The 7,024-nt window shown below is 46.5% G+C and carries 8 protein-coding genes; 7 read left to right on the top strand and 1 reads right to left on the bottom strand.

Annotated features, from left to right (window positions below; translation table 11 throughout):
* The first annotated feature begins 324 nt into the window (after nucleotides 1–324).
* From Q0Y54_RS10730 to Q0Y54_RS10710, 5 genes are read left to right on the top strand one after another with little or no spacing between them, the layout of a single operon-like run.
* Nucleotides 325–894 (top strand): hypothetical protein, encoded by a 570-nt coding sequence (locus Q0Y54_RS10730; RefSeq protein ID WP_297967573.1) that lies wholly within the window; start codon nucleotides 325–327, stop codon nucleotides 892–894.
* The gene (locus Q0Y54_RS10725) at nucleotides 895–2,151 is read left to right on the top strand and encodes a PBSX family phage terminase large subunit (RefSeq protein WP_297967571.1); all 1,257 of its coding nucleotides are present in this window, start codon (nucleotides 895–897) and stop codon (nucleotides 2,149–2,151) included.
* Between the two features lies 1 nt (nucleotide 2,152).
* Nucleotides 2,153–4,090 (top strand): DUF1073 domain-containing protein, encoded by a 1,938-nt coding sequence (locus Q0Y54_RS10720; RefSeq protein ID WP_297967568.1) that lies wholly within the window; start codon nucleotides 2,153–2,155, stop codon nucleotides 4,088–4,090.
* A complete protein-coding gene (locus Q0Y54_RS10715; protein WP_297967565.1) occupies nucleotides 4,074–4,274 on the top strand; it encodes a CPCC family cysteine-rich protein in 201 nt (66 codons plus the stop codon). Before Q0Y54_RS10720 ends, Q0Y54_RS10715 begins: the two co-directional genes overlap by 17 nt.
* Before the next feature lie 45 nt (nucleotides 4,275–4,319).
* On the top strand, nucleotides 4,320–4,481 hold the full coding sequence (locus Q0Y54_RS10710; protein ID WP_297967563.1) for a hypothetical protein: 162 nt from the start codon (nucleotides 4,320–4,322) through the stop codon (nucleotides 4,479–4,481).
* Here Q0Y54_RS10710 and Q0Y54_RS10705 read toward each other — a convergent pair.
* Nucleotides 4,462–4,668, bottom strand: a complete 207-nt coding sequence (locus tag Q0Y54_RS10705; RefSeq protein WP_297967561.1) for a KTSC domain-containing protein — start codon at nucleotides 4,666–4,668, stop codon at nucleotides 4,462–4,464. The genes Q0Y54_RS10710 and Q0Y54_RS10705 overlap by 20 nt on opposite strands.
* 90 nt (nucleotides 4,669–4,758) lie before the next feature.
* On the opposite strand from Q0Y54_RS10705, the gene Q0Y54_RS10700 reads away from it, so the two are divergent.
* Nucleotides 4,759–5,640, top strand: coding sequence for a phage minor head protein (locus Q0Y54_RS10700; RefSeq protein WP_297967560.1), 882 nt, complete (start codon nucleotides 4,759–4,761; stop codon nucleotides 5,638–5,640).
* Entirely contained in the window at nucleotides 5,640–6,974 is a 1,335-nt protein-coding gene (locus Q0Y54_RS10695) for a hypothetical protein (protein ID WP_297967556.1), read from the top strand. The genes Q0Y54_RS10700 and Q0Y54_RS10695 overlap by 1 nt, the downstream gene beginning before the upstream one ends.
* Nucleotides 6,975–7,024 lie beyond the last annotated feature (50 nt).

Below are 7,024 nucleotides of genomic sequence, written 5' to 3'. Positions count from 1 at the left end.
TATTTTCACACACAGCAAAAGAGCAGCTCTAATCTCCTGGGCTGCTTTTTTGTTGCAAAAATTGCTACTGGATTCCCAGTAGAGGAATTTCGCGACAGCAGGGCTGTATTGTTTAAGTTAGTATGGCCCTGCTATTAAATTTGTGAACCGAAACTATACTTTTTATATACCGATTTTACAAGTTTTTTAAGACGGTTCCCCAGGAATAAGGCGTCAAAAATAATCCAATAGTTAAATTTGAACGGGCGATCGTGGCACTGGGGAGCCGCTTTCACCTACTAAGCATAAAAGGAAGGTGGCCCAGCAAAAAAGGTGGTGTAAACAATGAAGAAGCAATGCGAGACAGAACCATGGGAACGCCAGTCGGACGATACCCCTGCCGAGTATAAAGCATTCGTTGTTTATCGGGAATTGGGCCACGAACCGGAAGGCGAACCAAAGCAGAAGCGCAGCCTTAAAAAGACCGCTGAGATAGTCGGCAAGAATGTAAGCATGATTAAAAAGTGGTCAACTGAGTTTAATTGGCAGGAAAGAGCCCGCGAGTATGACAATGAGCTACAACGAATTACGCTGGCTGCCAAAAAAGATGAAATAATCAAGATGCAGAAGCGGCACATGAAGGTAGCCAGGGAACTCCTTAAAAAGGCATACGACAGGCTACTGGATATGCCGGTGGAAGAACTCAGCAACAGGGATGTGCAGGAATATATCAAGCTGGGTGCTGCACTGGAGAAGGCCAGCAGGGTGGACAATTTCAGCGTGGAGGGTGGCGTTACAGCTTCCAATTCTTCCGGTGGTGCTATGCCATCTATACTGACAGCTGAGGAAGAAGAAACATCTGGTATGATGCAACTGGTACAATCGCTTAACGAAGCTAGGAAGGGAAGGAGTTAAATGGAGTTTGGAAAGTGGGGAGAAAAGGCCCTTAACTTTATAGATAACCCTATCCCGGGCGATGCTTTTATAAATATCCTGGAGGGCAGCGTAAGAAGCGGTAAAACCGTGGCCATGATACCGAAATGGATAAATTACATTGTCACTGGCCCGCCGGGCCTGCTCCTGATGGTAGGAAAATCCAAGGACACCATATACGATAACGTGCTCAATGATCTGTTTGATACCATTGGAAAAAACTGGTACAGATACAACCGCCAGAGCGGTGAAATACTGGTATGGTGGAAGGACCGACAGGGCCGAAAGATTGAACGCAGAATAAGAGTAGTGGGAGCCAAGGACGAGGGCTCAGAGGAATACATCCGAGGTAAGACGTTGGCCGGTGCCTATTGTGATGAGCTGACGCTTACCCCGGAGAAATTTTTCAAGCAATTACTAAACCGTCTGAGCGTGCCAGGTGCGAAGCTGTACGCGACCACAAACCCGGACAGCCCAGCCCATTACCTCTACAAGGAATACATCACCAATGAGGACAAGCTGAGAAGCGGCCTTGTAAAGGTGGTGCATTTTGGCCTTGACGACAACCCAAACCTGTCCGAGGAATACAAGCGTAACATTAGGGCTTCATATTCGGGCATGTGGTTTAAGCGTATGATTTTAGGGTTGTGGGTGCTGGCAGAGGGCATTATCTATGATATGTTCGATGAGGAGAAGCACTGCTTTGATGATGGCTTCTGGAACAACACATTAAAAAGCAGATGCCGCCGCTATATTGCATGCGACTACGGAACCAAAAACCCTATGGTTTATTTGGACATATATGACGACGGGGACACAATCTATATCCCCGATATGTATTACTGGGACAGCAGGAAAGAGCAAAGACAAAAGACCGACTCCGAGTATGCTGACGACCTGGAGCAGATGATAGGTGACGAGCTGCCGGACATGGTGGTGATTGACCCCAGCGCAGCCAGCTTTAAACTCGAATGCCAAGGGCGAGGATTTCGTGTTAAAGACGCTGACAACAGCGTAAATGATGGCATCCGGCTTGTGGCAAAGCTACTGACCAAACGCAAAATATTGATACACCGTAAGAACTGCCAGCCAATGATAGATGAATTTCAGGCCTATGTCTGGGATGAAGTGGCAGCCAGGCGCGGTGAGGAAAAACCAGTAAAGCAGTACGACCATGCAATGGACGCATTGCGCTATTACTGTCAGACCATGCTGCCTAAGTGGAGGAGGAAAGAGTAAAGTGAGCCGAAAGAGCAAGAAAAATAAAAATACTCAGCCAGTGGAGCGGAAGACTACTCAGGACTCCTTCCAGAATCCGCTGGCGAGAAATGGCGTTTTTATGCCTAACCTTTTGGAAGCAACACAATACCCATTGACAAGGTTCAGCCGTGACTGGCAGACCATAAACAGCCTGTACCGCTCCCATTGGGTGGTGAGGCGCATTATTGATGTTATCCCGGAGGATATGACCAAGAATGGCTACAAGATAACTTCGCAGATAGACCCGGACAATCTAAAGAAGCTGGAAACAGTTTTTAGGCGTACCAGTACCCACAAGAACATTCTAAAAGGCCTTAAATGGGGCCGCCTGTACGGTGGCGCAGGGGCTCTAATAATGATTGAAGGCCAGGAGGACCAGCTGGACCAGCCACTGAATATGGACCAGGTAATGCCGGGCAGCTACAAGGGACTCCTTGTTTTGGACCGCTGGAGCGGTATCACGCCAAATGACAAGTTGATAGACGACCCAAGCGACCCAGAGTTTGGCCTCCCTGAAAGCTACACGCTGACCAGTGATGTAATGGAAACGGGTATAAAGGTACATCACAGTAGGATCCTTCGTTTCACAGGCAGGCCACTGCCGTACTTAGAGGAATTAGCCGAACAGTATTGGGGAGCCTCAGAGATAGAGCATGTAATAGATGAGCACAAAAAGCGCGACAATGTAAGCTGGAACATAGCCACACTGACCTTTATGGCCTGCCTCCGCGTAATGAAGCTGGAAGGCATGGGAATGGTACTGGCCACCGGCAACGAAAAGGCACAGCAGGACCTTTACAACACAGTGCAGGCCATGAATGCGCTGATGAATAATAACAGTATTCAGATATTGGGCGAAAACGACAGCTACGAATCACATCAATACACTTTTGGCGGAATTGCTCAGGTGTATGACTGTTTTATGATGGACGTAGCAGGCGCAGCAGAAACACCTGTAACCAAGCTCTTTGGTCGTTCTCCAGCAGGAATGAATGCCACAGGGGAAAGCGACCTCCAGAACTACTATGATGTAATCGAAGAAAAGCAGGAAAACGAGCTGAGGCCAATCTATGACAAGCTACTGCCAATTATCATGATGTCAACCTTCGGAGCCGTACCAGATGATTTCGATTATGAATTTAACCCGGTACGCAGGGCACCGGAGGATGAGATGGCAGACCTCGCCAGCAAGAACACAGACTCGGTGACCAAGGCATTCCAGGCAGGGCTTATTAGTCAGAAGGTGGCCTTGAAGGAGCTCCGCCAGCAATCTGAACTGACCGGAATGTGGACCAATATTTCAGATCAGGATATTGAGAACGCCGATGACGAAGTCATGAGCCCCGATGAAGGCATGGGCGGATTGATGGGAATGGGCGGCGACAATGAGGATTTTCAAAAGGCGATGAAGGAGAACCCGGAGCCACAGAAGACGACTGATGCAAAATCACCCCAAAATGGTAAACAGTGGATAACAATAAACGGTGCTAAAGTGCTTATTGATAACAATGGAAATGTTATTGCTGGAGCCGAAGGAAATATTAATAAAAAAGACTCGCAATCAGCAACAAAAAATGATAAAATCACAAGTGCCCAAGGAGCCAATATATTCACCAAATACGGATTTATAAATCGTAACAAAGAAAAGGCACATGAGAAACATTTAAGCGAATTTGGGGATATAACCATGGAACAATATATTGCTAGAGGAATGGAACTTGTCCAAATGCCTGTTGGTGGCGATATATTGGGACACAAAGATAAGAACGAGATAATAACCCGTTACAATGTCAAAACCAATGAATTTGTAAAAGGCAGGCCAGACAGAGGGATATATACTTTCTACAAGCCCAGGGACAAAAAGGTATATTATGACGTCATGAAGAGAAAGGATTTAGAAAATGGCGGCTCAGAGTAAATTCAAATGTGGATGCTGCGGGCAATACACCATTGAAGAAGAAGGGACAATGGAATCCTGCTCAGTATGTGGGTGGATGCAAGACCCTTATCAGGAGGATTTCCCAGATAATCCTGGTGGAGCTAATCTCATGTCACTTAATGAAGCACGTAAGGCATACAAAGAAGGACGACCGATTCAATAACCTTAGCCCCTACAAAGGGGCGTTTTAATTGGGAGGAGAATAGGCATGGAACTTGAACAAATGAATGAATTTAAACAGGTATGTTCGCCCGTGGTGGATTTTATAAAAAAGAACTGCTGCCCGCATGACACTGTAATCATAACGAGCGAGCAGTTTAAGATTATTTCAGATGAAGTTGTATTTCCGGTTACTGGATGCGGCGAGTAGGGTATTTATCTTTTAACCGCTGATGTACAAAGTGGCCTTTAGATGGAGCTATTAGGAATTCATTGAAAAGCCTCTGCGAGGTATTGAGGTACTGGTAAACAGAGCCATTTTTGAAATGAACCTCCAAGATACCATCCTGATAGCCAATGGCTGAAACATTGGAAGAAACAACAAAAGATAGATTCATAAATTCACCTCCTTCTAATCACATAAGTATAACACATGAGGCACCCTTGCCGAGGGTGCTTTTTTGATGTTCTAAAAAAGGAGACACACCATGAACCAGGACAAGCTCTGGGAGCCATCAAGGCGAATTGAATTACAGTATGCCAGAGCATTAAGGAACCTGGCACGAACACTCATAAAGATAACCAAAGGAAAGAGCCCCAGTGAGATAATCGATACGCTGGAGGAATACGCCAAAAGCAGGGCCTTTATTGGTTTTGCTGAGAAGGTGGCCATGAAGATGGTTACTGGTTTATTTCGCGATGTGGGGCATTCATGGAGGCGTGCAGCCTACAAGAACGGAAAAGGGCGAGAACTATATGAGGCATTGATGAAGGAGCTCCAAGGAAAGCGCGGAGCCCATCTTGACTGGCTCATAAGGGACAATACCTACAGGATAGTTACCCTCCCGGAGAATATCGGGAAAGATGTAGCCACATATATTGAGCGTGAGAGCCTCAAAGGGCGCAGGGCCAGCGATATTGAAAGGGAAATAGCCAAGATGTTCCCACAGCATACAAAGGCCAACGCAGAGCTCATAGCACGCACCCAGGTAAGCTATACTCAGACAAACCTCATAAGGGTAAGGGCTGAGAGCATGGGCCTAAATTGGTATGTGTGGAGAGCCGTGGGAGGCGGCAAAGGCGATGGAAGAACAAGAAGCTCACACGCAGCCATGAGCGGTGTGTTGGTTAACTGGAATGATCCGCCAGCACCAGAAGATTTATTTCCAAGGTTCACTAAAACCGGAAGACCATACAGGAATACCCTGGGCCATTACCACGCAGGGCAGGCCCCAAATTGTAGGTGCTATCCGGAAACCATAGTTGATTTGGAGGAAATAGACAGCTTTCCCGCTAGGGTATATATGAACGGTCGAATCGTAACCATGAGCCGAAAGCAGATTGAACAGCTGATAGGAGGATTGGATTAATGAGTGCATTAACAAAAATAAGAATGGGCCTGCTATTGGCTAAGATTAAGCTGGGCAGGGTGTTTACAATGGACTGGGAAAAAGACCCAAATCCGGAGAACTGGCGAACCATTAACGGCTCCCATGTGCATTTGGAGAATGGCAAAATCAATGGCGGTGCCGGTGGCAAGTTTGCTGGTAATGACTGGGTAGGTAAGAAGATGCACGCATCTGACCCAAGAGTGCAGCAGGGGACTTTGTTTGGCGGCGGCAAATATGGCTGGGCTGTACCAGAGTCAAAAAGCGAGAAACAAGCAAGAGAAACAGCACAAGCCAATAAAAGCAGTATTAAATCACTGTCTGCAGAGATTGCTAGACTCAAAAACCATCCAGATAGATTTAACTGGGAAGACAGTAATGCACAAAGAAAAATTGTTTCTCAGCTTTCGGCAAAATATGGTGAGGTTGAGAAGCTGCTGAAAAAACTGCCAGAGGGTTCGGCTGAACACAAACAAGCCCTAAGCCTGCTAGGATACACAGCAGAAGACTGGGAAGAAGTTAAAAAGGATATTGCGAAGGAAGCGGAAAGAGAAAAAAAGAGATTTTCCGAAAAAGAAAAAGCATGGAAAGCTGCCATGGCTGAGAATGAAGCGGCCGCAAAACAAAAAGGAGCAAGCAATAATACTCCTAAACGCGTTGAGGCCATCAGCCAGGAGATAGGCGGAGAACCAAGCAGACATGCTGAGGTTACAAAAAAAATGTCCATGTCTAGAGGCGAACAGCGTGCAAAAGAATGGTTTGAGAAGGAGGAAAATAACCGTCTGGGGATGGATATGCCGGGATATTCCCGCGAGGATGATATTCGCAATACCTACAATAGGGCTATTGAGTATAGAAACAGATTAACCGCTATAGCGGCTAGTGTAAACAGCGAAATTGACCGAATTAATCGTAAGAGGAAGCCTACCAAAGAAGATGAAGCAACACTTAAACAGTTAAACACTAAAAGAATGAATGCAGAAAATGCTGATACTGCTTTCAGAGCCGAGCTTGAAAAATTCAAGCAGAAATACGGTATTAGCGAGCAATACGGTGCTGGAATTGGCTTTAAGGTAGACCCCAAAACGGGGGAAATGGTAAGAAGTACAGCCAAGCCTTTACCAGGGCAGGCGAGGGAAACTACGGTTACTGTTGGCAATGTCAGCGGACAGCAACCGGAGGAAAAGCAATATTATTCTCCTTTGGAGGCCGTGGCAAAGCTCCGCGAAATGAGGAAGGCCAAGAAGGCGGCTAATAAACCAGCCACCGAGAAACCTAAATCTACTGCCCCTAAGAAGAAAGGCAATGCAAGGTAAGCGTCAAAGTTTAAGTCGTCTTCCCGCCAGCCCTTTCTCGTGGCATAATA

The organism is uncultured Anaerovibrio sp., assembly GCF_947302755.1.
Taxonomy (GTDB): Bacteria; Bacillota; Negativicutes; order Selenomonadales; family Selenomonadaceae; genus Anaerovibrio.
Note: the sequence above shows the minus strand (reverse complement) of the source record. Positions and strands in the feature narration are given on the sequence as shown.